This window comes from Aurantimonas sp. A3-2-R12 (assembly GCF_036016755.1).
GTDB lineage: Bacteria > Pseudomonadota > Alphaproteobacteria > Rhizobiales > Rhizobiaceae > Aurantimonas > Aurantimonas coralicida_A.
Window position 1 is genome coordinate 148,684 of the sequence record NZ_JAYXIH010000004.1, and the last position, 23,663, is coordinate 172,346.

Annotated in this window: 26 protein-coding genes; 11 read left to right on the top strand and 15 right to left on the bottom strand. The window is 67.6% G+C overall.

Annotated features, from left to right (window positions below; genetic code table 11):
- Nucleotides 1-55 precede the first annotated feature (55 nt).
- The 7 genes from VSX60_RS03710 (at nt 56) to VSX60_RS03740 (ending at nt 6,663) form a co-directional block, all read left to right on the top strand.
- Nucleotides 56-406, top strand: coding sequence for a DUF2849 domain-containing protein (locus VSX60_RS03710; RefSeq protein ID WP_327622803.1), 351 nt, complete (start codon nt 56-58; stop codon nt 404-406).
- A 67-nt stretch (nt 407-473) separates the two neighbouring features.
- Entirely contained in the window at nt 474-2,165 is a 1,692-nt protein-coding gene (locus tag VSX60_RS03715; protein WP_327622804.1) for a nitrite/sulfite reductase, read from the top strand.
- The gene (locus VSX60_RS03720) at nt 2,162-2,668 is read left to right on the top strand and encodes a DUF934 domain-containing protein (protein WP_327622805.1); all 507 of its coding nucleotides are present in this window, start codon (nt 2,162-2,164) and stop codon (nt 2,666-2,668) included. Before VSX60_RS03715 ends, VSX60_RS03720 begins: the two co-directional genes overlap by 4 nt.
- Before the next feature lie 4 nt (nt 2,669-2,672).
- Nucleotides 2,673-3,461 (top strand): phosphoadenylyl-sulfate reductase, encoded by a 789-nt coding sequence (locus tag VSX60_RS03725; protein WP_327622806.1) that lies wholly within the window; start codon nt 2,673-2,675, stop codon nt 3,459-3,461.
- Entirely contained in the window at nt 3,458-4,360 is a 903-nt protein-coding gene (gene cysD, locus VSX60_RS03730) for a sulfate adenylyltransferase subunit CysD (protein WP_327622807.1), read from the top strand. Before VSX60_RS03725 ends, cysD begins: the two co-directional genes overlap by 4 nt.
- A 1-nt stretch (nt 4,361) precedes the next feature.
- Complete coding sequence (cysN, locus tag VSX60_RS03735) at nt 4,362-6,026, top strand: sulfate adenylyltransferase subunit CysN (protein WP_327622808.1); 1,665 nt, start codon at nt 4,362-4,364, stop codon at nt 6,024-6,026.
- A 325-nt stretch (nt 6,027-6,351) separates the two neighbouring features.
- Nucleotides 6,352-6,663 carry a hypothetical protein gene (locus VSX60_RS03740; protein ID WP_327622809.1) on the top strand — a complete coding sequence of 104 codons (312 nt, stop codon included), beginning with the start codon at nt 6,352-6,354 and terminating at the stop codon, nt 6,661-6,663.
- A gap of 67 nt (nt 6,664-6,730) precedes the next feature.
- Here VSX60_RS03740 and VSX60_RS03745 read toward each other — a convergent pair whose 3' ends face one another.
- The 4 genes from VSX60_RS03745 to VSX60_RS03760 form a co-directional block, all read right to left on the bottom strand.
- Nucleotides 6,731-6,922: a Trm112 family protein gene (locus VSX60_RS03745; RefSeq protein WP_206454625.1), complete on the bottom strand. Its 192-nt coding sequence runs from the start codon at nt 6,920-6,922 to the stop codon at nt 6,731-6,733.
- Nucleotides 6,923-6,982: 60 nt separating this feature from the next.
- The gene (locus VSX60_RS03750; RefSeq protein WP_327622810.1) at nt 6,983-7,663 is read right to left on the bottom strand and encodes an LON peptidase substrate-binding domain-containing protein; all 681 of its coding nucleotides are present in this window, start codon (nt 7,661-7,663) and stop codon (nt 6,983-6,985) included.
- Nucleotides 7,664-7,800: 137 nt separating this feature from the next.
- Nucleotides 7,801-8,847, bottom strand: coding sequence for a thioredoxin (trxA, locus tag VSX60_RS03755; RefSeq protein ID WP_327622811.1), 1,047 nt, complete (start codon nt 8,845-8,847; stop codon nt 7,801-7,803).
- Complete coding sequence (locus tag VSX60_RS03760; protein WP_327622812.1) at nt 8,844-9,365, bottom strand: prolyl-tRNA synthetase associated domain-containing protein; 522 nt, start codon at nt 9,363-9,365, stop codon at nt 8,844-8,846. The genes trxA and VSX60_RS03760 overlap by 4 nt, the downstream gene beginning before the upstream one ends.
- A gap of 194 nt (nt 9,366-9,559) precedes the next feature.
- Here VSX60_RS03760 and VSX60_RS03765 point away from each other — a divergent pair, with 194 nt between their 5' ends.
- Nucleotides 9,560-9,976 carry a universal stress protein gene (locus tag VSX60_RS03765; RefSeq protein WP_327622813.1) on the top strand — a complete coding sequence of 139 codons (417 nt, stop codon included), beginning with the start codon at nt 9,560-9,562 and terminating at the stop codon, nt 9,974-9,976.
- Nucleotides 9,977-10,000: 24 nt separating this feature from the next.
- Here the strand turns inward: VSX60_RS03765 and VSX60_RS03770 are convergent, their stop codons facing one another.
- Complete coding sequence (locus VSX60_RS03770) at nt 10,001-11,098, bottom strand: YeeE/YedE thiosulfate transporter family protein (protein ID WP_327622814.1); 1,098 nt, start codon at nt 11,096-11,098, stop codon at nt 10,001-10,003.
- Between the two features lie 159 nt (nt 11,099-11,257).
- On the bottom strand, nt 11,258-12,274 hold the full coding sequence (gene cobT / locus VSX60_RS03775) for a nicotinate-nucleotide--dimethylbenzimidazole phosphoribosyltransferase (protein ID WP_327622815.1): 1,017 nt from the start codon (nt 12,272-12,274) through the stop codon (nt 11,258-11,260).
- 110 nt (nt 12,275-12,384) lie between these two features.
- Here cobT and VSX60_RS03780 point away from each other — a divergent pair, with 110 nt between their 5' ends.
- Nucleotides 12,385-13,158, top strand: coding sequence for an adenosylcobinamide-GDP ribazoletransferase (locus tag VSX60_RS03780; protein ID WP_327622816.1), 774 nt, complete (start codon nt 12,385-12,387; stop codon nt 13,156-13,158).
- 11 nt (nt 13,159-13,169) lie between these two features.
- On the opposite strand, the gene cbiB is transcribed toward VSX60_RS03780, so the two are convergent.
- Genes cbiB through VSX60_RS03795 form a run of 3 tightly spaced genes read right to left on the bottom strand, consistent with a single transcriptional unit; the run spans nt 13,170 to nt 16,485 of the window.
- Nucleotides 13,170-14,150, bottom strand: coding sequence for an adenosylcobinamide-phosphate synthase CbiB (cbiB, locus tag VSX60_RS03785; RefSeq protein ID WP_327622817.1), 981 nt, complete (start codon nt 14,148-14,150; stop codon nt 13,170-13,172).
- Nucleotides 14,147-15,178 carry a threonine-phosphate decarboxylase CobD gene (gene cobD / locus VSX60_RS03790; RefSeq protein ID WP_327622818.1) on the bottom strand — a complete coding sequence of 344 codons (1,032 nt, stop codon included), beginning with the start codon at nt 15,176-15,178 and terminating at the stop codon, nt 14,147-14,149. The genes cbiB and cobD overlap by 4 nt, the downstream gene beginning before the upstream one ends.
- Nucleotides 15,178-16,485 (bottom strand): cobyrinate a,c-diamide synthase, encoded by a 1,308-nt coding sequence (locus VSX60_RS03795; protein ID WP_327622819.1) that lies wholly within the window; start codon nt 16,483-16,485, stop codon nt 15,178-15,180. Before VSX60_RS03795 ends, cobD begins: the two co-directional genes overlap by 1 nt.
- A gap of 50 nt (nt 16,486-16,535) precedes the next feature.
- Here VSX60_RS03795 and VSX60_RS03800 point away from each other — a divergent pair, with 50 nt between their 5' ends.
- Nucleotides 16,536-17,669, top strand: coding sequence for a cobalt-precorrin-5B (C(1))-methyltransferase (locus VSX60_RS03800; protein WP_327622820.1), 1,134 nt, complete (start codon nt 16,536-16,538; stop codon nt 17,667-17,669).
- Nucleotides 17,653-18,411, top strand: coding sequence for a cobalt-precorrin-6A reductase (locus VSX60_RS03805; protein WP_327622821.1), 759 nt, complete (start codon nt 17,653-17,655; stop codon nt 18,409-18,411). The genes VSX60_RS03800 and VSX60_RS03805 overlap by 17 nt, the downstream gene beginning before the upstream one ends.
- Nucleotide 18,412: 1 nt before the next feature.
- Here the strand turns inward: VSX60_RS03805 and cobM are convergent, their stop codons facing one another.
- The 6 genes from cobM to cbiE are packed head-to-tail and all read right to left on the bottom strand — an operon-like array spanning nt 18,413 to nt 23,662.
- The gene (gene cobM / locus VSX60_RS03810) at nt 18,413-19,192 is read right to left on the bottom strand and encodes a precorrin-4 C(11)-methyltransferase (protein ID WP_327622822.1); all 780 of its coding nucleotides are present in this window, start codon (nt 19,190-19,192) and stop codon (nt 18,413-18,415) included.
- A complete protein-coding gene (locus tag VSX60_RS03815; RefSeq protein ID WP_327622823.1) occupies nt 19,189-19,554 on the bottom strand; it encodes an HVO_A0114 family putative DNA-binding protein in 366 nt (121 codons plus the stop codon). The genes cobM and VSX60_RS03815 overlap by 4 nt, the downstream gene beginning before the upstream one ends.
- Nucleotides 19,547-19,834: a toxin-antitoxin system TumE family protein gene (locus VSX60_RS03820; protein WP_327622824.1), complete on the bottom strand. Its 288-nt coding sequence runs from the start codon at nt 19,832-19,834 to the stop codon at nt 19,547-19,549. Before VSX60_RS03820 ends, VSX60_RS03815 begins: the two co-directional genes overlap by 8 nt.
- 32 nt (nt 19,835-19,866) lie before the next feature.
- Nucleotides 19,867-21,690, bottom strand: a complete 1,824-nt coding sequence (cobJ, locus tag VSX60_RS03825; protein WP_327622825.1) for a precorrin-3B C(17)-methyltransferase — start codon at nt 21,688-21,690, stop codon at nt 19,867-19,869.
- A complete protein-coding gene (gene cobI / locus VSX60_RS03830) occupies nt 21,687-22,430 on the bottom strand; it encodes a precorrin-2 C(20)-methyltransferase (RefSeq protein WP_327622826.1) in 744 nt (247 codons plus the stop codon). The genes cobJ and cobI overlap by 4 nt, the downstream gene beginning before the upstream one ends.
- Nucleotides 22,427-23,662, bottom strand: coding sequence for a precorrin-6y C5,15-methyltransferase (decarboxylating) subunit CbiE (cbiE, locus tag VSX60_RS03835; RefSeq protein ID WP_327622827.1), 1,236 nt, complete (start codon nt 23,660-23,662; stop codon nt 22,427-22,429). Before cbiE ends, cobI begins: the two co-directional genes overlap by 4 nt.
- Nucleotide 23,663: the final 1 nt, after the last annotated feature.

Below are 23,663 nucleotides of genomic sequence, written 5' to 3' on the forward strand. Positions count from 1 at the left end.
CCGAACACTGGCCCGGCCCATTGGCCCGCATGGACCAGCGACAAGGGAGATGACAATGGCGAAGGACCACCGCGCCGGATCGAAGGTCCGGGGTGACAAGCTTCCGGCGATCCTGATGGCGAACCATCTCCTCGACGGAGACGTGGTGTTCCTCGCCGAGACAGGCTGGACGCTCGACCCGTCCAAGGCTCGCGTCGCCTTCGACGCCGAAACCGCCGAGGCAATGGACGGCGAAGGCAAGGCGGCCTTCGCGGCGAATGTCGTGGTCGACCCTTATCTCGTGCCGGTCGACCTGCACGGCACCGGCCTTCCGGTGGCCCGGCATTTCCGCGACGCGATGCGCCAGAAGGGTCCGTCCATTCACCCGGACATGGGCAAGCAAGCCGACTACCCGACGCCCGCCTGAACGCTTGACGAGAGGCGACAGGCCAAAGCGCCCGGCGCCTTCCACAGCACCATCAAAGGATACGATCATGTATCGCTACGACGAATTCGACGAGCGTTTCGTGCGCGAGCGGGTCGCCCAGTTCCGCAGTCAGGTGGAGCGGCGTCTCAACGGCTCGCTGTCGGAAGATGAATTCAAGCCGCTGCGTTTGAAGAACGGGCTCTATCTGCAGCTTCACGCCTACATGCTGCGGATCGCGGTGCCCTACGGCACGCTGAATGCGCGCCAGCTGCGCCAACTGGCACACATCGCCGACACCTACGACAAGGGCTATGGCCACTTCACCACGCGCCAGAACCTGCAATTCCATTGGCCGAAGCTGAAGGACGTTCCGGACATCCTGGATCTGCTCGCCGACGTCGAGATGCACTGCATCCAGACCTCCGGTAACTGCATTCGTAATGTGACCGCCGACCAGTTCGCCGGCGTCGCCGCCGACGAGGTCGAGGACCCGCGGCCAACCGGTGAACTCATTCGCCAGTGGTCGAGCCTGCATCCGGAGTTCGGCTGGCTGCCGCGCAAGTTCAAGATCGCCGTGACCGGCGCCGAGCACGACCGCGCGGCGATCAAGACGCATGACATCGGCCTGAAGATCAAGCGGCACCCCGAGACCGGGGAGATCGGCTACGAAATCGTGGTCGGTGGCGGCCTCGGTCGCACGCCGATGATCGGCAAGCTGATCCGGGAGTTCCTGCCGAAGGACGAGCTGCTCGCCTATCTGGAAGCCGTCATGCGCGTCTACAACTCGGAAGGTCGGCGCGACAACAAGTTCAAGGCGCGGGTGAAGATCCTCGTCCACGAGACCGGCGAGGAGGAATTCCGCCGCCGCGTCGAGGCGGAATTCGCCAAGCTCGACGGGCCGTCGATCAACGCGCCGGACGAAGAAGTCGCACGGATTGCGGCTTATTTCGCAGCCCCCGCCTATGAGGATCTGCCACAGGACTCCACGACTCTCGCGGCGGCGCGGGCAAGCGACCCCGGCCTCGCCCGGTTCGTCGAGCAGAACGGCTTTGCCCATCGCCAGCCTGGCTACATCGCCCTGACGGTGTCGCTCAAGGCCATCGGCGAGGTGCCCGGCGACATAAGCGCCGACCAGATGCGCGCCTTCGCCGATATCGCCGAGCGCTATTCCTTCGGCGAGTTGCGCGTGACCCATGGCCAGAACCTCGTCCTGCCGCATGTGAAACAGGACGATTTGCCGGCGGTCTACGCCGCGCTGAAGGCGGAAAGGCTGCATACGGCCAACGCCGGGCTCGTCACCGACATCATCGCCTGCCCCGGCCTCGATTATTGCGCGCTGGCCACGGCGAAATCGATCCCGATCGCGCAGAGCATCGCCAAGACCTTTGCGGACGAGGCGCGCCAGCTGGAAATCGGGCCCCTGCCGATCAAGATTTCCGGCTGCATCAATGCCTGCGGCCACCATCATGTCGGCGCGATCGGCATTCTCGGGCTCGAAAAGGCCGGCAAGGAAAACTACCAGATCACCGTCGGCGGCGATGCCACCGAGAACGCCGCCCTCGGCGAACGGCTTGGCCCCGGCATCGACGCCGAGGACGTGCCGGGCGCGATCGAATCGATCGTCGAAACCTATCTCGGCGAGCGGCAGGACGGCGAGGAATTCATCGAAACCGTGCGCCGCGCGGGAATTGAGCCGTTCAAGGCCGGCTTTACCGCCTATGTCGCCGGCCGGGAAAGCCTTCGAAAGGACGCCGCATGACGCTGATCGCCGCCACCGGCGCGAAGCCGGACGCCTACACCCGCGTCGACACCGCCGAGGTCGCCACGAAAACCGAGGGCCCGGTGATCATGCCGCTGGCCCTGGCCGACGCCGTGCTCGCTGTCTTGCCGGAGTTGCGCTTCGGCCTGTCGGTGCCCAACAGCGCGACGATCGAGGAGATTGCCCCGCATCTCGACGCGGCCGACCTCATCGCCGTGGAGTTTCCCGCGTTTTCCGACGGCCGCGGCCTGTCGCTGGCCAAGCGGCTGCGCCGGGCTGGCTTCGACGGCACGCTGCGCGCGTCCGGGCCGCTGATCGCCGACCAGTTCGCCGAGGCGCTGGCCTGCGGCTTCGATGAGATCGAACTGCCCGAAACGATGGCGAACCGGCAGCCGGTTCAACAGTGGATGGCGGCCAAGGACATCGTCACACGGCACTACCAGACCGGCTATGGCGAAGAGCGCAGCATCCTCCAGAAGCGGCTCGCCGCCCGGAGGGCCTGACGCCATGTGCGCGGAGCGTAGACATCTCGCGGGGGAGCTGAATATCAGCTTCGCGGCGCTGACCCCGCTTGAGCGCCTGCAGGCGCTGGTGGATCGCGCCGGCGGACCGGTGGTGTTCACGACGAGCCTTGGCATCGAGGACCAGATGATCACCCATCTGATCTTTTCGAGTGACCTGCCGATACTGGTGAAAACGCTCGACACCGGCCGGCTGTTTCCCGAGACCTACGCGCTCTGGCGCGAGACCGAGGAGAAATACGGCCGCCGCATCAAGGCGCTGTACCCGCAAGCCGACGCGCTCGAGGCGCTGGTGAACGACCAAGGCATCGATGGATTCTACTACGCGCCGGAATTTCGCAAGAACTGCTGCAGCGTCAGAAAGGTCGAGCCGCTGGCACGGGCGCTCGCCGGCGCCGCCGGCTGGGTTACCGGCCTTCGCCGCGATCAGTCGGCCAACCGCTCGGATATGGACTTCGTCTCCTTCGACGGCGCCCGCGGTCTGATCAAGGCCAACCCGATCTTCGACTGGACCCGCGACGCCATCGTGGGGTTCACGGTCGAGCAAGGCATTCCGGTCAACGCGCTGCACGCGAAGAACTTCCTGTCGATCGGCTGCGCCCCCTGCACCCGCGCGATCCGCCCAGGCGAGCCGGAACGGGCCGGCCGCTGGTGGTGGGAGGAAGAGACCAAGCGCGAATGCGGCCTGCATGTCGATGACGCTGGCCGCCCCATCCGCAACGACGCCCATCGTCCCGCGAGAGCGGACGCAGCCTTCGAGAGACCGCCGCAATGAAACAGCTGACCCATCTGCAGCGGCTCGAAGCCGAGGCGATCTTCATCCTGCGAGAGGTCGCAGCGACGGCCGAAAATCCGGTGATGCTGTATTCGGTCGGCAAGGATTCGGCGGTGATGCTGCATCTCGCGATGAAGGCCTTCGCGCCCGGCAAGCCGCCCTTCCCGCTCCTGCATGTCGATACGACCTGGAAGTTCCGGGAGATGATCGAATTCCGCGACCGCCGCGCCAAGGACCTCGGTCTCGACCTCATCGTCCATATCAACCAGGAGGGGGTGCGTGCCGGCATCAACCCGTTCTCATCCGGCAGCCGCGTCCACACCGACGTGATGAAGACGGAGGGCCTGAAGCAGGCGCTCGCCAAATACCAATTCGACGCGGCCTTCGGCGGCGCGCGGCGCGACGAGGAGAAGAGCCGCGCCAAGGAGCGCATCTTCTCGCTGCGCTCGGCCGAGCATCGCTGGGACGCCAAGAACCAGCGACCGGAGCCCTGGCGGCTGTTCAACACCCGCAAGAAGAAGGGCGAGAGCTTCCGGGTCTTCCCGCTGTCGAATTGGACCGAGCAGGATGTGTGGGACTACATCGCGCTGGAAAACATCCCGGTCGTGCCGCTGTATTTCGCAGCCCCCCGCCCCATCGTGAGGCGAGACGGGGCGCTGATCATGCGCGACGACGAGCGGATGGCGCTGAAGCCCGGCGAAACGATCGAGACCATGATGGTCCGCTTCCGCACCCTCGGCTGCTACCCGCTGACCGGAGCGGTGGCGTCGGAGGCAGCGACGCTTGCCGACATCATCGCCGAAATGCGCGGATCGCGCACCTCGGAGCGCCAGGGCCGGGTCATCGACCAGGATTCCGGCGCCTCGATGGAAGAGAAGAAGCAGGAAGGCTATTTCTGACATGACCAGCGTCCTGCAACAGCGCCCCGCCGCCGAGGATACCGACGCGGTTCCTCGTCCTGCGAAGCTCGCTCTCGTCGATCCACAGGCCGGCGCGCGGCCGTTGGCGGTACCGGCCGCCTCGCTCTTACGCTTCATCACCTGCGGCTCGGTCGACGACGGCAAGTCGACGCTGATCGGCCGGCTGCTCTACGAGACCAACGCCGTCTTCGACGATCAACTCGACGCGCTGAAGCGCGATTCGAAGAAATTCGGCACCACCGGCGAGGATCTCGATTTCGCGCTGCTCGTCGACGGACTGTCCGCCGAGCGTGAGCAGGGCATCACCATCGACGTCGCCTACCGGTATTTTTCTACCGGCCACCGCGCCTTCATCATCGCCGACACGCCCGGCCACGAGCAGTACACCCGCAACATGGCGACTGGCGCCAGCCAGGCCGAACTCGCGGTGATTCTCGTTGACGCGCGCAAGGGCATCCTGCCGCAGACGCGGCGCCATTCCTTCATCACTTCGCTCGTTGGCATCAAGAGCGTCGTCATCGCCATCAACAAGATGGATCTCGTCGACTTCGCCGAGGATCGCTACGAGGCGATCAAGCGCGGCTATGAGGCGATCATGCCCGCGCTCGGCTTCACCGACGTCTCCTTCGTTCCCGTGTCGGCGAAGAATGGCGACAACATCGCCGCCCGCTCGCCAAACATGCCGTGGTACCGGGGCGAGACGCTGCTCGAGCGGCTGGAATCCGTCACGCCCGAGACCTTCGACGCCGGATCGGCGCCGTTCCGGATGCCGGTGCAGTGGGTCAACCGACCCGATCTCGATTTCCGGGGCTTCGCGGGCACCATCGCCGGCGGCAGCATCGCGGCCGGCGACCCGGTCGTCGTCCTGCCAGGCCGGCGCGAAACCCGTGTGAAAGCCGTCTGGGATCCCGACGGAGAGGTGCTGTCGGCCGCCGCCGGCGAGGCGGTGACGTTGACCCTCACCGACGAGGTCGATGTCTCGCGCGGCGACGTGCTGGCAAGGCCGGACGATTCGCTGGCGGCGGTGAAATCCGTCACCGCCGAGATTCTCTGGATGGTCGACCGGCCACTGCTGCCCGGCGGACGCTTGGTCGCCAAGCTCGGCACCGCTTCGACGCCGGCGAGCGTGCGGGCCCTCGAGGCCGCGATCGATATCCATTCGTTCGAGCCGAAGTCGGCAAACGTCCTGTTGATGAACGAGATCGGCCGCGTGACGATCGCCTTCGACCGTCCCTTGGTCGCGACGACTTACGCGGCCAGCCGCGAACTTGGCTCCTTCATCCTGATCGACCCGTTGACCAACGAGACGATGGCGCTCGGCGTCGTGCGGACGGTCATTGACGACAGGCAGCCGTCGCAATCCTCGGCAGAGCCGGGCTCGACGCTGGATACACTTAAGGCGCTTTGGCTCGGCGAGACGACAAGCGCAGCCCATCGTTGGGCGATGGTGCGGTTCCGGGCAGCGGCAGCGGTGCTGTTTGGCTTCATCGGGTTTCTGTTCGGGCTTGCCCCGGTACTGGCGGCTGTCCTCGCATTGCTCGATTTTGCTCTGCGGCCGTTGCTGCGGGTTGCCTTCGGCGCCCATCAACGCCATCCGGCTGCCGAGAAAGGCGTCGCGACGGTGGGCGACGGCGCGGGCATTTGACCGACAAGCAGCCGAAGCCATGGGCGCCGCCGCCGCGGCTCCTGGCAACGTGGCGCGGGCGCTTGCCGCTGGCCGAGCTTGTTCTCCTGGCGTTATCCCTCGTCGCGGGCCGGACCCCGACGGTCGGCATCTTGAGTTGACCGCCAGCGGCCGGCCGCAATCGTCAGGACAACGTGGCGATGGCTTGGCCGGCTTGTCCGAAATCACCTTCCAGTAATCATCGCGCAAACGTGATCCGACCACGAAACGGCGAGAACCTCTCCCCATCGACGGAACGCCAGAAGCGGTGGTCCGTCGACCCTTCGGACAAATGGAGAGAGTTCCGATGAAAACACTGCTACTGACAGCCGCGACACTGATGCTCGGCGTTCATATCGCCGCGGCCCAGACGGAGGCCCCGGCGGAGGGCAAGATTCCGATGGCGTCAAGCTGCGCCGAGGCGCTGCCTCAGATCCAGGCGCTGGTCGACCAGGCCGAACAATCGGGGATCGATACCGAAACGGCGAAGGGGTACGTCGCCGCCGCCGAGAATGCGCAAGAGGCGAACGATGATGATGGCTGCATCCGCGCCCTTCAGCTCGCGCAGAGCGAGGTTCTTTCGAATGCCGACGCCCAGCCCGACGCGACGGCGCAATAGATCTCGATGAAATCGGAGGGCCGGGCGCGATGCCCGGCCTTCTTTCTTTAACACCGGGCTGTCAATCTCAATCGAGCTCCCGCGCCTCGGAGGGGAGCATGATCGGGATGCCTTCGCGAACCGGATAGGCGAGCTTCGCCGCCTTCGAAACGAGTTCGTTGTTCTCGCGATCGTAGACGAGGGACGTCTTGGTCAGGGGACACACCAGAAGCTCGAGCAGCTTCGGATCGGGCCGTCCCATTTCGCGCCGTTGGTTCATCTGTTCCGTCTTTCACTTCGCGGTCGTCGGCTCCGGCAAACGCGCGGTGGCCGTACCGCCCTATTGCAGCGTGTGCGAGGAGCCGTCGTCGCCGCCATCGCGCGCCAAGGCGATCTCGGTGATGGCGACCAGAGTCTCGGCCCGCGTCTTCAGGTCGGGGGCCTCGAGCAGCGCCTGTTTCTCGGCCGCGCCGTAGGGCGACATCATGCAGAGCGCGTTGACCAAGGTCTCGTTGGAGGCGCGGGTGACGCTTTCCCAATCCGCCTCGAGCTGATTGGCCTCCAGATATTGCTTGAAGGTGCCCAGCAACGAGTCGCGATCGACCTCGCCGGCTCCCTGCCCCAGATCGAGATCACCGAGAAAGGCCGCCGCCCGGCACGAGCGATACGGCGCCCGATCGGATAACTCCTCCAGCACCCGGAATCGCACGACACCGTGCAGACTGATGATGTAGCGCCCGTCGCCGGACTCATTGAGCGATGTGATCCGGCCGAGGCAGCCGACCTTGCAAAACTCCGGCTCGCCATCGCTTCGGCGCCGCCCGTCGAGCGCCGGCTGGATCATGCCAATGATCCGCCCCCCTGCCATGGCGTCGTCGACCATCTGCAGGTAGCGCGGCTCGAAAACGTTGAGCGGCAGCTGCCCCCCCGGCAGGAGCAGCGCGCCCGCCAGAGGAAAGAGCGGGACGATGCTCGGGAGGTCCGATGCGTTGCGATAGTTGAAATTGCCGGCGTGAACCAAACCATGTCTCCGTTGCCGAGACCGAACTTGGAACGCGAACACGCGATCTCAAGGGACGCGGCAACAAGCAGCGGCCGAACCGGCTCGAAGGCGGGCGCGGCGCGGGCTTATCGCCCCTGCCGCGCCCGCCTGGACGATCAGGTGAAGAGCAGCGAGGACAGCTTGCGCCGGGCCTCCTTCGTCGCCGGATCGGTCGGCCCCCAGGCCTCGAAGAATTCGAGAAGCTTTTTGCGCGCGGCGTCATCCTCGAAGGTACGATCGCGGCCGATGATCTCCAGGAGATGGCCGGCGGCCGTCGCCCGCTCGCCCTTTGCCTGGGCAATCAGCGCCAGATCGTAGCGGGCCTGGTGATCGTCCGGGTCGCCCTCGATCCGAGCCTGCAGCGCCACCGGATCGCCCAGTTCCGAAATCTCCTCGGCAAGCTTCAGCTTGGTGCGGATGGCCGCGAGCGCTGGATCCTCAGGCTTGCCGGCATCCTCGGCCGCATATCCATCGACCAAGGCCTTTGCCCGCGCCGTGTCGCCGGCCGCCAGATAGCATTCGCCCAATCCCGCGGTCGCGGCGGCGTGATTGGGCTCGTGCTGGAGAACCGCGCCGAAGAGCTGCGCGGCTCCGCCCGCGTCACCGTCGGCGAGCAGTTGCCTGGCCTGTTCGAGCGCCTGGGCGACCGGATCGTCCGCGCCGCCGCCCTTGCCCTTCGGCAGGCGGTCGATGAAAGCCTTGACCTCGCTCTCCGGCAGCGCGCCCATGAAGCCGTCGACCGGCTGGCCGTCGACGAAGGCAAACACCGCCGGGATCGACTGGACCCCCAGCTGGCCGGCGATGGCGGGATGGTCGTCGATGTTCATCTTGACCAGCTTGACCTTACCGCCGGCCGCCTTCACCGCCCGCTCGATGATCGGGGTCAATTGCTTGCAGGGGCCGCACCAAGGGGCCCAGAAATCGACGATCACGGGCTGGCGCCGCGATTCCTGGATGACGTCGGCCGAGAAATTCGCCGTCGTCGTGTCCTTGACCAGATCGGCTTGCGCGGCGCCACCGCCCAAATCCGCAAAACCTTCCAGACCCGGTGAGGCCGGCGCAGCCGGCGCCTGCGGCTGGGCGTTGCCCACCGTCTGGCCTGCCGGCCCGCTCGTCTGCGCGCCGTAGCCGCCGAAGGAATTGCCGTAGGGATTGTCGCTCATGCCGCCTGCCCGTCGTCGTCTGCCGGTGCTTCGAGGCCGATGACGAGCGGCTCGTGCCCGGTGGATTGGAAGAACGCCATCAGCGCCGATGTGGCGATGGTCGTCGTCGCCGCATTCGTCATCGGATGGCAGTTCACCATATCGTGCGCCAGGAGCCCTTCATCAAGCACAACACGGACCTGGCCCCCGGTATCGTTGATGAGGCCGAAGGCGGTGACCGAGCCCGGCTCGACGCCGAGCAGCGCGCGCATCTGGTCGCCGCTGGCAAAGGACAGCCGCCCGGACGCACCGATCCGCTTGTGCAGCCCCTTCAGGTCAACGGCGCGGGTTTCCTCCGCCACGACCAGAAAAATCCGCCCCTTCTTGTCCTTGAGAAACAGGTTCTTGGTGTGGCCGCCGGGAATCGTGCCGCGCAGCGCCTGGCTCTCTTCGACGGAATGAAGCGGCGGATGCTCGACCGTCTTCGTCTGAATTCCGAGTCCGGCAAGGTGGTGGATGAGGTCGTCGCGTGTCTTCATGGGAGTGAGAGCTCTCCGTCCTGCTGATCGGTCCCGCCTCGAAGGTGAGGCTTCGGCGGTTCGGCTCCTGATAGTATCGATGCGCAGCGAATGCGACCATTCGCTGGAAACGTCATTGATCGACATCAAGACGGCCCGCCCGCCCAGCCGGTACAAAGACATGAACAGACATCGCCGATGCAAGGGAGGTCGCCATGTTCAAGAAAATCATGGTCCCGGTCGATTTGGGTCATACGGACCGCCTGGAAAAGGCGTTGATGATCGCCGCCGATCTTGCGCAACTTTATGGCTGCGCGGTCCACTATGTGGGCGTGACGACGTCTGGGCCGGGCTCGGTCGCGCATACGCCCGAGGAATATACCGACAAGCTCGAAGCCTTCGGCAAAGCGCAGGCCGAGAAGTACAGCCTCCCGCAGGAGACGACGGCGACCTATGTCAGCCATGACCCGACCGTTGATCTGGATCGAACGCTGTTGAGAGCCGTGGAGGAAAGCGGCGCCGATCTGGTGGTCGTCGCCTCGCACGTGCCGGGGCTCCCCGAGCACATCTTCGCATCCAACGCCGGCTATATCGCCGCCCATGCGAAGACGTCGGTCATGGTTGTACGCTGAGCACGGGCTAACAACCGCGAACCGCTACTCCGCCGGAACCGCCCCGGCTTCCGGCGAAAGATCGCGGGCCTCGCGCGGGCGGTCGACGAACTGGTCGGCGAGTGCCGCGCCGCCGACCATCGAGAGCAAGGCCAGAAGCGCCGACACCGCCAGGACAGCGCCACCGGTGAAGCCCGCGCCGATGGTGCAGCCGACCGCCAGGATGCCGCCGAAACCCATCAGTACGGAACCGACGGTGTAGCGCAAAATCGAGGGCGTGCCCGGCTCGGAGAATGTCTGGATGCGAAACTGCCGGAACAACAGCGCCGCGATCAAGGCGCCGAACAGCGCGCCGGCGAGAACGCCCTGGTCCAGACCAGCGAACGCGTCCGCGTCGGTGGCCAGCGCCGCGGTGGTGGCCAGCGGCCGGATGAACGAGAGGCTTTCGGCCTGGATCGGCTCGAACACCTGCTGCGAGAGCGTGTAGGTGAAATACCAGCCGGCGACGATCGTCGCGCCGACGCCGACGCCGCCCGCCAGGCGCCAGATGGACGCCCGCGACGCCAGAGCGAGGCCGACTGCGGCAGCCGCCAAAGTTACGCCGATGATCACCCCGGCTGCCTGCCCGAGGCCCAGATGGGCAAGGACATCGTTGCCGCCGATCGCCGCCGTGCTCCAGAGCCCGCCGGCGCTGTCGCGCAACGGCACCAGAACGCCGCTATAGGTGGCGAGACCGACGATGGCGATGACGACCGACGAATAGAGCGCCCGCAGATTGCCCGTGGCCGACAAGACCAGCAATCGCGACACGCAGCCGCGCGCCAGGATCATGCCGATGCCGAACAAGATGCCGCCGATGATGGCGCCGGACAGGCTTTGGGCGGTGGCGAAGAAGCGGGTTTCGACGACGTTCACGACATCGAGCGTCAAAAGGATCTGGACGCCGAGCACCGCAGCCGCGAAGCCCGCGCCCCAGGTCGCCAGCGCGGCGAGATCGCGTCTGCGGGTGAGATCGAGAACGGCCGAGCGCGTGCAGAACGCGCTGCGCTGCATGAAGAAGCCGAACAGCGCGCCGATCACGGCACCGCCGGCGAGCGCGGTCTGATTCTCGCCAATCAGATCGATCAGTGGAACGAAGTCCATCGCAGTGTTTCCCGAATTGCGTGTACCCAGAACATATGCGGAAGCCGCGATCTATTCAGGCTACGGGAATTGCGCGTGGGCCAGCGTGCGGGGATGCTTTTCCCACGCAGGCCGGTTTTATTGGATTCTCGTTCCGCCACGCGCGGCGCGGCGCCGGCGTCACTCCCGGTTGGAGACGGCCGCCTCACCGAAGGTCGCCATGCCGGAATGACATTCCGCCGCCGCCTTGACGATGCCGGCAGCGATCGCCGCGCCGGTGCCTTCGCCGAGCCGCATGCCGAGGGCCAGGAGCGGCACCTTGCCCATCGCTTCCACCGCGCGAATATGGCCCGGCTCGGCCGATACATGGCCAAACAGGCAATGGTCGAGGGCCTTGGGGTCCATGGCGTAAAGGATCGCCGCGGCGGCGGTCGAGACGAAGCCGTCGACGATGACTGGCACCTTTTGCATGCGCGCGGCCAGAATCGCGCCGGCCATCGCGGCGATCTCGCGCCCGCCGAGACGCCGCAGCACCTCCAGCGGGTCGGCGAGATGCCCCTTGTGATGCTCCAGCGCCGCGGCGACGACCCGCGCCTTTTTATCGACACCGGTCGCGTCATGGCCGGCGCCGGGGCCGGTCCAGTCGCTCGGGTCCCCGCCGAACAGCGCCGCGAAGATCGCCGCGGCGATAGTGGTGTTGCCGATGCCCATCTCGCCGATGCACAGAAGATCGGGCTCGCCGGCCAGCACCTCCATTCCGAAGGCCATGGTGGCCGCACACGTCCGCTCGTCCATCGCCGCGGCTTCCGTGATGTCCTCGGTCGGCAGTTCGAGGGCGAGATCGAAGACCTTGAGGCCGAGGTCGTAGGCGGCGCAAATCTGGTTGATGGCCGCTCCGCCGGCGGCGAAATTCGCGACCATCTGCGCCGTCACCTCGGCCGGAAAGGGCGAGACCCCTTGCCTGGTCACGCCGTGGTTGCCGGCAAAGACGGCGACCAGCGGCCGGCGCACCGCCGGCTGACGGCCCTGCCAGGCGGCGAGCCACTCCGAGATATCCTCCAGCCTGCCGAGCGCGCCCGCCGGCTTGGTCAATTGCCCTTCGCGCTCGCGTTTCACCTGGACCGCCGCCTCGTCGGGGCCGGGCATCCGGCGGACGAGATCACGAATATCGTCGAAAGGCAGCCCGGTTGTGGACATCGCTCGCTCCTCGGGGTTTGCTTCGGCGAATCACGACGGAATGTCGGCGGCGCCGTTACGAATTGGCTGTGGCGGGCATGGCGCAGCGACGCGCAAGGAGCAAGTCCGCAATGAGGGAATTCACCGCTTCTACGATGCGATCGCTGGCCTTTCTGACCCGGCTTCCGCCGGCGCGCCGCGCCTTTACCGGAACGCACCCGCTCGGCGAGGACGTCCATTCATTTCCGCTGGCGGGGCTGATCGCGGCGCTGCCCGCGGCGCTGATTCTGTTTCTCGGGCCGGCGGTCGGCCTGTCGGCGCTCGTCGTCGCGTCGCTGGCGGTCGCGGCGATGGTCTTCGTCACCGGAGCGCTGCACGAGGACGGGCTCGGCGATGTCGCCGACGGGCTCGGCGGCCATCATGAGCGCGAGCGCGCGCTGGCGATCATGAAGGACAGCCGGGTCGGCAGCTATGGCGCCCTCGCGCTCGTCCTGTCGGTCGCGCTGCGGGTCGGGCTTCTGGCCGAACTGGTCGAAGCCGGTCCCGCCGGCGCGGCGCTCGCCATGCTCGGTGTCGCCGCGGCAAGCCGCGGCGCGATGGCCTGGCTGTGGGCGTCGCTGCCCTCGGCCTCGGTCGGCGGCACGGCGGATCGGATGGGCCGGCCGGACCGCAGAAACGGCCGTGCCGCGCTACTGATCGGTGATGGCCTCTTTCTCGTCGCCGGCATCCTCGCCGTTGGCTTTGGCCCGATGCTCGCCGGCTTTCTCCTGGGTGGGCTGGTGCTTTTGTGGTTTCGCGGCTTCATCGAACGCCGGCTCGGCGGCCAGACCGGCGACTGCCTTGGCGCTTCGCAGCAGCTCGTGGAAATCGCCGCGCTGCTCGGCCTTGCGCTGGGCAGCGGATAAACGGGCCCGACCTATAGCGCCGCCGCGATGAACAGCAGCGCGGCGAACGCCAGAAGCAGATTCGCCGCGGTCCGGAACACTCCGATCGCAGCGGCGATGTCGGCCGGCCCCGCCCAGCGCCGGCCTTCCGGATTCAGCATCGGCGCCTCGACTTCGAGATTGCCGTAGCGGCGCGGACCGCCGAGCGACAGGCCGAGGGCGGCGGCCATCGCCGCCTCCGGCCAACCGGCATTGGGCGAGCGATGCAAAGGCGCATCGCGTCGCGCGGTGGCCAGGGCGGCGCGGACTTCCGCCATGCGTCGGTGGTGGATTCCCGCAGCCAGCGCGATCAGCAGCGCCGTCAGCCGGGCCGCCGGCCAGTTCATCCCATCGTCGAGCTTCGCGGACGCCCAACCGAAGGCGCGATAACGGTCGTTCAGATGGCCGATCATCGAATCTGCGGTGTTGATGGCCTTGTAGGCAAGCAGGCCCGGAAGCCCCAGAACCAAATACCAGAGAAACGGTGCGACGACGCCGTCGGAGGCATTTTCCGCCAGGCTCTCGATCGCCGCACGGCAGATCCCGGCCTCATCCAGCGCTTCAGGATCGCGGCCGACGATCATCGCGACGGCGCGGCGCCCTGATTCCAGACCCTTTTCGCCGAGCGCGCGTTCGACTGCGCGGACATGATCGACGAGGCTTTTTTGAGCCAGGAAAACGGCGAGCACGAGTGCCTCGAACAGCCCGCCCAAAAGACCCAGGCTGGCGAAGACCGTCGACAAGAGAAGGCCCGCGAGCAAAGCACCGCCGACGAGCAAGCCGGCGGCGATGACGCCGTTGCGCCACCGCGCCGATTCCTCGAGCCTTGGCCGGTTGAGGATCTGGTCGAGCCGGTCGATCACCCACCCGAACAGCACCACCGGATGCGGCACCCGACGCCAGAGCCAATCCGGGTCGCCGACAAGGCGGTCGACGGCCGTCCCCAGAAACAGGATCGCAAAGCGCGACATCATCCTTCGCCGCCGATCTCGTCGAGCGCTTCCGCCAGAGCCGCCCGCAGCCGCGCGGCATCGTCGGGGCCGGCCGGATTGCCGATCCGCAGCCAGTCGGGCCGCTCGGCGAAGGGCCGCGTCAGGATGCGCCGACGGCAGAGCGCTTCGAACAGCGCGCCGGCCCGTTCGTGGCGGATCGTCGCGAACAGGGCGGTTCGCCCGACCAGCGGCGTCCGACGGTTCAGCACCGCCTCGAAAAGCATTTCGGCTTGCCGGCGAATACGCTGGCGAGTGGCCCGGATCGCATGACCGTCGCCGAGCAGCGCCTCGGCGCAAACCAGAGCGGGCCCGGACACCGCCCACGGCCCGAGCCGCTCTGACAATCGCCCGGCAAGGTCCGGCGTGGTCAGCGCGAAGCCGAGGCGAAGCCCGGCGAGGCCGAAGAACTTGCCGAAGGAGCGATGGATCAGAAGCCCCGGTCGGCCGGCTTCCGCTGCGAGGCTCATGTCCGGCGTCACGTCCATGAAGGCCTCGTCGACCACGAGAAGGCCGCCGCGCGCGACCATGCGCTCGTGAAGCTCGAACAACTCCGCTCGCGAGAAAACCCGCCCGTCCGGGTTGTTCGGATTGACGACGACGGCGATTGTCACGGTGTCGGCGATATCGTCCGGCCGGTCGATCCCCACCACATCATGCCCCGCGGTGGCGAAAGCGCGCCGGTGTTCGGCATAGGTCGGCTCGACGATCGCGACCTCACTCGGCGGTAGGAGGAACGGCAGCAGCGAGATCAGCGCTTGCGAGCCCGGCGCGGCGACGATTCCGGCGTCGGCCGGCGCGCCATAAGCGCGGCGCGCCGCGTCGAGCGCCGCTCGTTCCAGACTGGATTCCGGCAGGCGTGAGACCGCTTCGGGCGGGAAAGCCGGCAGTGCCGCAGGGACCGGATTGATGCCGGTGGACAGATCCAGCCAGTCCTCGCGGCGGCCGCCATGGCGGGCGATCGCGACGTCGAGGGCGCCGCCATGGCGAAGGGTGCTAGCGTCCGGCTGCATCAGGATTCCCTGTCGATGACATGGAGAAAGGAACCGCTGACACGGCCCCGACGAAGGCCATGACGGCCGAGATCGGCGCCGCGCGCGTCCGACGCCCGGAACAGCGCCTCACCCGGCCCTTCGGCGACGATCGACGCATAGTGGAACTCATGCGCCCGCAACTGACCGGGCCACGGTCCGCCGCCGACCGGGGTGAGCCGGCGATAGCCGAGATGCAGCTTGCGCCGGGCGAAGCTCGTTTCCAGCGACAACAGGCCGAGCATCGGATGAGGCGTCCCGCCAGCGTCGGTGAGCGTCCCGCCGAGCACCATGTAGCCGCCGCACTCGCCATAGATCGCGATGCCTTTTACCGCCGCCGCGCGCGTCCCGTCCAGGAAAACGGAGGCCGCCGAAAGACGCCCGGCATGGAGCTCCGGATAGCCGCCCGGCAGATAGATCGCGTCGGCCGCCGGGTCCGGGGCCTCGTCGGCCAGCGGCGAGAAGAACAACAGCGCGGCACCGGCATCGCGCCAGCCGGCAAGGAGATGCGGATAGGAAAAGGCGAAAGCCTCGTCCCGCGCCACGGCGATCGTCTGGCCGAGCGGGGCGAGCGGGGCGGCGGAACCCGGGGGGACCGCCGCTGCCGCATCCGGGCCTGCACCCGCGAGCGCCGCCAGCGCAAACAGGTCGCAGCCTTGCGTGATCCAGTCCGCCGCGCGCTCGACAAAGGCGTCGAGGTCGCCGTGCTCGCCGGCCTGGACGAGCCCCAGATGGCGCTCCGGCAGCGCGAGATCGGGCTGGCGTGGAAGCACGCCGAGAACCGGAATGGCCAACGGCACCAGCGCCTCGCGCAACAGGCTTTCATGCCGGTCGGACCCGACGCGGTTGAGGACGAGGCCGGCGATCGCGAGGTCGGCGCGATGGGTCGCAAAACCCCGGACGAGCGCGGCGACCGAATGGGACTGTTTGGCGCAGTCGACGACGAGGACGATCTTGAGATCCAGCATCGCCGCCAGATCTGCGGCCGAGCCGCTGCCGTCCGCCGCGCCATCGAACAGCCCCATCATCGCCTCGACGACGAAGGCCTCGCCTTGCTGACGTGCCTCGTCGGCAAGGCTGGCGATCAATGCCGGGCGCATTGCCCAGGGATCGAGATTGACGCAAGGGCCGCCGCTCGCCGCAGCGTGGAACGCCGGGTCGATATAGTCGGGACCGGCCTTCGCCGAGCCGACAGTGACGCCCGAGCGCCGCAGCGCGCGCAGCAGCCCCAGCGTCACCGTCGTCTTGCCGGCGCCCGAATGCGGCGCCGCGATCATGAGCCCCATCATCGTCGGGCCTCCGGCTTCCCGTCACGACGGGCGACGCCTATAAGCCGGGCATGGGTTTCAATCTCGGCGACGACAGGGCGGAAGGACGCGGCGACGGCAAGCCGGCCGGCGAATTGCGCCGCGGCTGGACGACGGGCGCCTGCGCCACCGCCGCGACCAAGGCGGCGCTTTCCGCGCTCTTGACCGGGGATTTTCCCGATCCGGTGGAGATCGTGCTGCCGAAGGGCGAGACACCCGCCTTCGCGCTCAACCGGACCGTTCTTGAAGCCGGCCGGGCGATGGCGGCGATCGTCAAGGACGCGGGCGACGATCCGGACGTGACGCATCTCGCCGAGATCGTCGCGACTGTCCATTTCGGCGCGCAGGGTTCCGGCATCGTCTTTTCGGCCGGCCCCGGCGTCGGTACGGTGACCCGCGCCGGGCTGCCGATTCCACCCGGCGAGCCGGCGATCAACCCGGTGCCGCGCCGCATGATCGGGGCCGTGGTCGACGACCTCTGCGCCCGTCACCATCGCGCGGCCGATGTCACCGTCGAAATTTCCGTCACCGACGGCGAGGCGCTGGCGCGGCAGACCTGGAATCCAAGGCTCGGCATCCTTGGCGGGCTCTCCATCCTCGGCACCACCGGCATCGTCCACCCCTTCTCCTGCTCGGCCTGGATCCATTCGATCCATAGCGGTGTCGACGTGGCGCGCGCGGCCGGGCTCACCCATGTCGTCGGCGCCACTGGGTCGGCCAGCGAGGATGCAGCGCGGGCACTCTATCCGGAGCTGTCCGACATGGCCTGGCTGGACATGGGCGACTTCGCTGGCGGCTTGCTCAAGTATTTGCGCGCCCATCCGGTCGACCGCGTCACCATCGCCGGCGGCTTCGCCAAGCTGACCAAACTGGCGCAGGGCGCGATGGACCTTCACTCCGGCCGCAGTCAGGTGGATTTCACCTTCCTCGCCGACCTCGCGGGGGAACTTTCGCCGGATAAGGCCGAGGCGCTGCGTCCAACGATCCTTGCCGCCAACACCGCCAAGGCGGCGCTGGAGCTTTGCGCCGCCGAGGGGATCGATTTGTCCGCCGCCATCGCCGAGCGCGCGCGGCAAAGCGCCACCGGTATCCTGCGCGACGCGCCGGTGACGCCGCACATCGTCGTCGTCGATCGGGAGGGCACGGTCCTTGCCCGCACCGACTGAGACCATCCTCATCCTCGGCGGCACCGCCGAGGCCAACCAGCTGGTTAGCCGGATTCGCATTATGCGACCGGATGCAAGAATCGTGCTGTCGCTCGCCGGCCGAACCGCGACGCCGGTGCTCCCCGACGGCTGCGCGGTTCGCGTCGGCGGCTTCGGTGGCGCCAACGGCCTCGCGATATTTCTCGACCAGGAAGGCGTCACCCACCTCGTCGACGCAACGCATCCCTTCGCTGCCGGCATCTCGCGCAATGCGGCGCGGGCGGCTGAAGTCGCCGACGTGCCGCGCGTCGCGCTGGTCCGTCCCGCCTGGGAGCCGCAAGCCGGCGACCGCTGGACCCGCGTCGCCTGCCTCGGCGATGCCTGCGATGCTTTGCCGGCAAAGGCGCGGCCGCTGCTGGCGCTGGGCCGGCAGCATCTGACGCCCTTCGCGCGCCGGCCCGATCTCGACCTCGTGGTGCGGATGATCGAGCCGCCAGAGCCGCCGCTGTCATTTCCGGCCGAGATCGTTCTGGGTCGGCCTTCGCCGGACGCCGACGAGGAGGCGGAATTGCTCCAGCGGCTCGGCGTCACCCATCTCGTCTGCCGCAATTCCGGCGGCGCGGCCTCATACGCCAAGGTCGAAGCCGCGCGACGGCGCGGCCTGCCGGTGATCATGATCGAACGGCCGCCCAGCGCTCCGCCGCCGGTCGCCGGTTCCATCAACGAAGTGCTGACCCTCCTCGGCATACCCCTCTCCGCCTAGATCACGAGGCGAGCGTCTTGCGCTTCGGCCGCAGCACATGGACGTGGCCGGCGTCGTAAAGCTTGGAATCGATGAAATCCTTGGCGCCCAGCGCCCGGCCGACGAAGATCAGCGCGGTGCGCGTCAGCTTCGCCGCGCGCGCCTTTTTGTGAATGTCGCCGAGCGTGCCGTGGATGAAGGCCTCGTCCGGCCAGCCGACCCGGTAGGCGATGACCGCCGGGCAGTCTTCGCCATAGGCGGGCAGCGGCACGAGCTCGCGCTGGATGTGCGGGATGTTGCGCACCGACAGATGGATCACCAGCGTCGCGCCGCTCCGCCCGAGGGTCGACAGTTCCTCGCCTTCCGGCATCTTCGACGATTTCATCGCGGTGCGGGTAAGGATCACCGTCTGGCAGATTTCCGGGACCGTCAGCTCCTTTTGCAGAGCCGCCGCCGCCGCCGCGAAGGCCGGTACACCCGGCGTCACGTCGTAGGGAATGGCGAGCGCATCCAGCCGGCGCATCTGCTCGGCGATCGCCCCGTAAAGCGACGGGTCGCCGGAATGCACCCGCGCAACGTCGAGGCCAGCCTCGTGGGCCGCCCGCATCTCGGCGATGATCTCGTCGAGCGTCATCGGGGCGGTATCCAGCACCCGCGCGCCCTCGGGCGCCGCCTTGACGACCTCCTCCGGCACCAGCGAGCCGGCATAAAGGCAAACCGGACAGGCCTCGATCAGCCGCAGGCCGCGAACGGTGATTAGGTCCGGCGCGCCGGGTCCTGCGCCGATAAAGTGGACGGTCATGCGGCCTCTTCGATGGATAGTTCGGCCGTAATTTTCGACCAGGGAACGCGGATCAGGCCCTTGTCGTCCCGATCGATCAAGCCAAGCTCGAGAAGCGCCGAGACGTCGGAATGGACCCCGCGATAGTCACGCCCGAGCAGTCGGGACAGAGCACGGATCGACGTCGGCCCGCCTTTTCGAAGGGTGCGGAGCAGAGTCCACCGGTTGGGCGTCAAAGCCTTTAGCAGCGTTTCGGCATCCTCGAATCCGAGGTGAGCGGCAGGCGACGGCGTGAAATCGCCAGCGTCAATGCGGCGAGCGGAGGACCTTGCCTCGTCGAAGAACTCATCGAGAGACGAAACCTTGATGATGACTTCATCCATGTTTCAGCTCGTTCTCGATGTCTCGCTGGAAATCCAAAAGCAGTGTCGCGATATCGATGAAAACGTAAGGTTCTTCACGGCCTCGATAGTGTCGGTGATCCCCCTTACCGCGTTCATTGTCGTAACCGATGATCCGTTCGTTCGGCCGTCCGTAGAAGAGCGAATATTTAAGTCCATGCGGCCGCTCGGATGTGGGCGCCGGCAGGCGCCAGATGGTGATTTCAACGATGGCGCCGCTCCGCAAGGTCTCCTTGCGGCGATCGAGTAGCCGCGCCTTCATGATGCTATTTCTGACATATGCTTGAATTCACATCAAGCCGCATCGATCTGCATCCCCGTTCCGGCCTTTCCCGCATAGCCGCGCGGCGTATAGGCCCATTCGCGCCCGTTACCGGTGGTCACCAGCCGCGTCTCAGACGAGCCGACGATGACCACGGTCAGCATGTCGACATCGTCGATGTCGAGCTCGGCGAGCGGCACGAAGCGAACCCGTTCGCCCTCACGCCCGAGATTGGTCGCCAGGATCACGGGCGTTGCGGCGGCGCGATGCTTCAACAGTTCGTCGCGGGCGAAGGCAAGCTGCGTGCGGCGCTTTTTTGACACCGGATTGTAGAAGGCAATGACGAAATCGGCTTCCGCGGCCGCGCGCACCCGCCGCTGGATGTCGTCCCAGGGCGTCAAAAGGTCCGACAGCGAGATGGTGCAGAAATCATGGCCGAGCGGCGCGCCGGCGCGGGCGGCGGCCCCTTGCAGGGCGGAGATGCCGGGCGAGCACTGGATGGCGATCCGTCGCGCCGCATCCGACACGCCGCCCTTGTCGATGAGCTCGAAGACCAGCGTCGCCATGGCGTAGATGCCGGCGTCGCCGGAACAGACGAGCGCGACGGTGCGGCCCTCGCCGGCCAGCTCCATCGCGTGACGCACCCGCGCCTCTTCCTTACCGAGGTCGAAATCGTGCCGCGTCTTACCATTCGTCAGCGGTCCGAGCAGGTCGAGATAGAGCGAATAGCCGACGAGATCGCTCGCCGTCTCGACCATGCGGCTGACTTCCGGCGAGCGCCATTCCTCGCCGCCAGGGCCGATGCCGACGACGAACAGCGTGCCGCGCGCGCGGCCGATCCGCGCCGGATCGAGGGGCCGTGGCGCCCGGCCGAGCGCCGCCGTCACCCGCCGGCTCTTGCGCTTGGCGACGACGAGCCGGCCGTCGGCGCCAGCGGTGGCGAGCGCCGCGCCCTCGGCGACGCCATGGCAGCCGGTCTCGGCGAAGACGATGTCGGACGGATTTTCCAGGCGCCCGGCTTCGGCTTCAAGCTCCAGAGCGGTGAAGAAGCGCGCGGGAACGCCGTAATGCTCGGCGACGGCGTGGATGGCCGCTTCGTCGGCCTTGAGATCGATCGAGGCAACGGCGGCGAGCGATAGCGGGCTGATACCGGCCTCGGCGAAAACGCTATCCGCCAGATCGATGGCCTCCTCGGTCGGCGCGCCGCGTTCGCTGCCAATGCCGAGGATGTGCGTTTGCGGACGATAGAGCAGTTCGCCGGCGGCGGGCGCGCGCGCTTCTTCCATGACCGTCAGGCGGACGGTGCCGCCGGGCGCGAACGGAAGGCGCGAGCCGGACAACCACTCCGCCTCGCCGTCGAGCCGCGCGGTGGCGCCGGCGACGAGATCGGCCATCGCCGGTTTGGCGCCTTCGGGATTCTCCAGCCGCCAGCCAGGCGGCGGCGCGTCGAGCGCGACACCGAAGCGCAGGTCGCCGGCGGTGGTGATCGCGGCAACGCCGCCCAGATCGTCGGCGATCGTGCGGGCCAGATCGTTGGCGCCGTGATGGCCGCCGAGCAGCGGCACGGCGACCGAACCGTCCTCTGCGAGGGCGACGACCGCGGGCTCCGCCTGTTTGTCGGCGATGAGCGGCGCAAGGATGCGGATCAGCGCCCCTGTCGCCATCACCGCGACGATGGGCCGACCCTCGCGGAACAAGGCGCGCAGATGTGGCCCCGCCTCATCGAAGACGATTGCGGCGTCCGGGCAGCGCCTGGCCGGGCCATGCACCGCGCCGCCGATCAAGTCCGCTACCCGCTCGGCCAGCGCGCGGGGTGCTTCGGAAAGAATGACGATTGCGGCGGTCTTGTCGGTCATCGGATGGGCTCCCGGCAAAGGGCCGCGTCGCGGATCGCCGGCTCGCTGCCGCGATACCCCAGGATCATCGAAAAATACGGAGCTTCGCCCGAGACGTCGCGAAGCGGCAGCAGCCGCTCTTCGGGCAGCGACACCCGTTCGGCATAGGCGCAGCGGTCGAGCAGCCCCAGCGTCTCGATCAGCGCCTTCACACGGGAAAAATGCCGCCCGAGCTTCATGATGGCGAAGGCCTCCGCCGCTTCGATCCGGGCACTGAGCGCGCCATCGTCGAGCGGACCTGGAATCACTGTCAGGACATCGTTGCGGGCCGCGAGCGGCCGTTTCAGCGCCGCCGAGGCGGCCATCACCGAGGACACGCCAGGGACCACCTCTGTGGGGAAACGGCCGGCAAGGCGCTCGAAGAGATACATGAAGGAGCCGTAGAAGAACGGATCGCCCTCGCACAGGACGGCGACGTCATGACCATCCGCAAGCCGTGCGCCGATCCGCTCCGCCGCCTCATCGTAGATCGCGGCCGCCGGAAACCGCTCGACGCGCATCGGCACGACGATCGGAATTTCCTCCTGTTCGGCCGAAAGATACGCCGCGACGATGGCGCGGGCGAAGCTCATGCCGTGATCGGGCGCCGGATAGGCGACGACCGGTGCCGCCTTGAGCAGGCGCAGAGCCTTCAGCGTCATGAGTTCCGGGTCGCCCGGCCCGACGCCAAGACCGTAGAGGGTGCCTAGCGCCGCGCTCATGGCGCATCGCCCTTGGTGACGTGCCAGTGGACGACCGGCATCGCCGGCTTGAAGCCCCGATAGGGACCGACCTTTTCGGCCCGCTCCACCCCGATCCGTATCAATTCTCCGCCCAGCTTGGCATGCAGCGCGATCAGAATCGCCTCCGATTCCAGCGTCACCGCATGGGCGGCCATCCGGCCGCCCGGCTTCAGCGCGCCCCAGGCCGCGTCGAATACGCCATCGGTCAGGCCGCCGCCGATGAACACCGCGTCGGGCGGCGCCAGCTCCGCGAAGGCGGCCGGCGCCTCGCCCGCGACGATCGCGAGTTCCGGCACGCCCAGCGCGGCGGCGTTCTCGGCGATCATCGCCCGACGTTCGGCCACCGGCTCGATCGCGACGGCCGACATGCCGGCGTCGGAACGCAGCCATTCGATCGAGATCGAGCCCGACCCCGCCCCGACATCCCAGAGTTGTTGGCCCGGTAGCGGTTCGAGCGCGGCGATGGCGAGCGCCCGCAGCACCCGCTTGGTCATCTTGCCGTCATGCACGAAGGCGTCGTCCGAAAGCCCCGCCATCAGGGATCGCGACGTCGCCGCCCGGCCCGCCACGCACTCGACCGCGACGGTGTTCAAATCGGCGATATCGGCGAGGTCGAAGCCGGCGGCGGTGGTCTCGCGGACGCGTTCGCGTTCGCCCCCAAGATGCTCCAGCACGACGACCCGGCTCGGCCCGAAACCGCGTCCGGTCAGGAGCCGCGCGATGGCCTGCGGCGAGGACGCATCCTCGGCATAGATCAGCAGCCGCGCCGAGGGAGCCAGATAGCGATTGACGGTCTCGACCGGCCGGCCATGCACCGTCAGGCAGCGGCAGCGGCAGCGGCAGTCGGCCAGCGGCCAGACCAGGCGGGCCGCCGCGAGCTGAAACGCCGATGGCGCCGGGAGGACCTGCATCTCCTCAGGCGAAAAATGCCGCGTCAGGGTCGCGCCGACGCCGAACCACATCGGGTCGCCGGTGGCAAGCACCACGGTCGGCGTGCCGGTAGAGGCTTTCAGCGCCGCGAGCGAATCCGCGAAAGGCTTGGCCCAAGAGACGGTCCGGGCAGGCGAATCGCCGAGCATCGCCAGATGTCGCTCGCCGCCGAAGACGGTTTTTGCGGCCTCGAGCGCCGCGCGCGCTTCGTCGGGGAGCGTCGTCAGGCCGCCGTCCCCGATACCGATCACCGTCAGCCACGGCCGGGCCGTCTCCGCCATC